This window comes from Brevundimonas diminuta ATCC 11568 (assembly GCF_000204035.1).
GTDB classification, from domain to species: domain Bacteria; phylum Pseudomonadota; class Alphaproteobacteria; order Caulobacterales; family Caulobacteraceae; genus Brevundimonas; species Brevundimonas diminuta.
Genome location: NZ_GL883086.1, coordinates 466,636 through 469,144, shown reverse-complemented (window position 1 = coordinate 469,144; position 2,509 = coordinate 466,636). Strand labels below are relative to the sequence as shown.

Here is a 2,509-nt window from a genome sequence, read left to right as displayed (position 1 = left end):
GCGCCGGCGTCCTCCTGCGCCTCAAAGCCTGCCGATTCGATGCGAGCGCGGATTTCGGGATCCTTCAGCAGGGCGACCTTCATCACCTCGCGCGCGCGCGGCGCCCCGGCCGTGCCGCCGCCCAGACCGCCGTGCTGAACGATGACCGAGACCGCGTAGCGCGGATTATCGGTCGGCGCATAGGCCACGAACAGGTTGTGGTCCTTCTGATTCCAGGGCCGCCCTGCGCCCTTGCGTGAGCCGGAACCGTAGTTGCGAGCCTGGGCCGTGCCGGTCTTGCCCGCCATCTTGACCGTGCCAAGACCTAGCTGGCTGTTGCGGAAGCCCGTGCCCCCCGCGGCCGTCACCGCCTCCATCCCGTCGCGCAGAACCTGCAGCATCTGAGGGTCATAGGGCAGGTCGGCGAAGGCGCTGCCGCCCTGCTCCACCCCGCCGATCGACTTGATCAGGCGCGGCGACACCGCCTTGCGGCCGTTAGCGACACGCGCCGTATAGACCGCCAGTTGCAAGGCGTTCACCGTCAAGGCGCCCTGACCGATGCCATAGCTGGGATTCTCGCCCGGATACCATTTCGCATCGCCGCGCACCGGGTTCTTGCGACGCCATTCGCGGTCCGGCACCAGGCCCGCCTTCTGACCGGGAATGCCGATATCGAAGGTTTGACCGAAGCCCATGTCTCGCGCGGTCTCGGCGATGGCGTCAGGCCCCATCTCCGTCGCCAGGGTCATGAAGTAGACGTTGCAGGACGCCTTGATGGCTCCGCGCAGATCCAACGCCCCATGCCGCCCCAGGCAGGCGAACCGGCGCCCCAGATAGAAGCTGCCGTTGCAGAAGATGCGGCGGCTGGGGTCCAGCCCCCGCTTCATCGCCGCCAGCCCGACGATCGGCTTGAACGTCGACCCCGGCGCGAAGGTGCCGCTCAACGCCTTGTCGGTCAGCGGTCGACGCTCATAGTCGGCCAGGGCGCGATAGATCTTGGTCGGGACGCCCGACACGAACAAGTTGGGATCAAACGAGGGCGACGACACCATGGCCAGGATATCGCCGTTGCGAACGTCCATGACGACGATGCTGCCCGCCTCCTCGCCGAACACCTCCAGCGCGCGCTGCTGGACGTCGTTGTCCAGCGTAAGCACCACCTCGGCCCCCTGAACCGCCGGGCGCGATCCGGCGATGTCCTCGGCCACGACGCGGCCGCGCGCATTGACCTCGACCCGCTTGCCGCCTTCGACGCCGCGCAAATCCTGATCCAGCGATTGTTCAATGCCTTGTCGGCCGATGCGGAAACCGGGGTTGAACAGGATGGACGGCGGCTGTTCGCCCTTGTCGCGGATCGCCTGCACGTCGCGATCCGACACCTTGGCCACATAGCCGACCACATGGGCGTAGGCGCCGCCGTGCGGGTAATAGCGGGCCTCGTTCATGTCAGCCATGACGCCGGGCAGTTCTGCCGCGTGAAGATTGACCTTGGAGAACTCCTCCCAGGTCAGGTCGCTCTTGACCGGGACCGGCGAGAAACGCGGCGCGGCGTTGACCTCGCGGATGATGGTGCGGCGGCGCTCCAGGGTGTCCGGCAACAGTTGACCCAGCAGGTCCAGCGTCTGGTCCAGATCCTTGGTCTCGTCGCGAACGACCAGGACGCGGAAGCTGGGCCGGTTCCCGGCGATGACCACGCCGTTGCGGTCCTTGATCAGGCCGCGCGGCGGCGGCACCTGGCGGAAGTTGAACTGGTTGCGCGTCGCCAGGGTGGCGAACTCTTCCGACTTGAAGAGCTGCAGATGCGCCAGGCGTCCGACCAGGGCCAGCCCGCCCACGACCGTCGCCCCGCCCAGCAGCATGGTGCGCCGCAGGAAGGAGCCCTGCCGCTCGTTCACGTCGGAAAAGAAGATATGCGGTTCGCTGCTCATCGGAATCGCACGTCCGCGTCGTCGAAGCGCTCGATCAACCAGTCAGCCAGGGGGAAGAGCAGAAGCGTCGGGATCATCTGCCCCATAACAGCCAACAGATTGGGAGCATTCCCAAGGCTGCCGCGCGTCACGAAATAGGCGACCGCAAAGGCCAAGCCCGTCGAGGCGACATAGAGAGCGAACAAGACGATGGTCGCCTGTCCCGCCAGATACTTCGACGCCAACAGCATAGCGCCATAGATCAGCAACAGGCTGAGCGCCCACATGCCCGTCTGGCCGCCCCAGAAGAAGTCGAGGAATACGCCCAGACCGAACAGCACCGCCGGCGCCAACATGGATGGACGGATCAGCGGCCAGGCGAAGGCCAGAACCATGGGCCAGACCGGCTCGGGCAGGGTCAGGCCGAACAGGCGCAGCGGGATGGCGAACAGGATGGTGGCGGCCGCGGCGATCAGCGCCGGGTAGCCGATCCACTGCATCGGACCGACCATCCGCACGGTGATCGTCCGTCTCACTCGCGGCCTCCGTCAGGCGCGGTTGGCGTCTGGGCCTGCGCCGAAGGTTGCGGCGGCGTGGCGGCGGTCGGCCGGGGCGCGGCGGGA

The 2,509-nt window shown here is 67.0% G+C and carries 2 protein-coding genes; both read right to left on the bottom strand.

The features are described 5' to 3' along the window. Positions 1 to 1,907, bottom strand: a 1,907-nt coding sequence (mrdA, locus tag BDIM_RS06065; RefSeq protein ID WP_050796638.1) for a penicillin-binding protein 2, incomplete at its 3' end; no start/stop codon positions are given. Continuing rightward, a complete protein-coding gene (locus BDIM_RS06060; RefSeq protein WP_232463961.1) occupies positions 1,904 to 2,422 on the bottom strand; it encodes a hypothetical protein in 519 nt (172 codons plus the stop codon). The genes BDIM_RS06060 and mrdA, both read right to left, overlap by 4 nt. Positions 2,423 to 2,509: the final 87 nt, after the last annotated feature.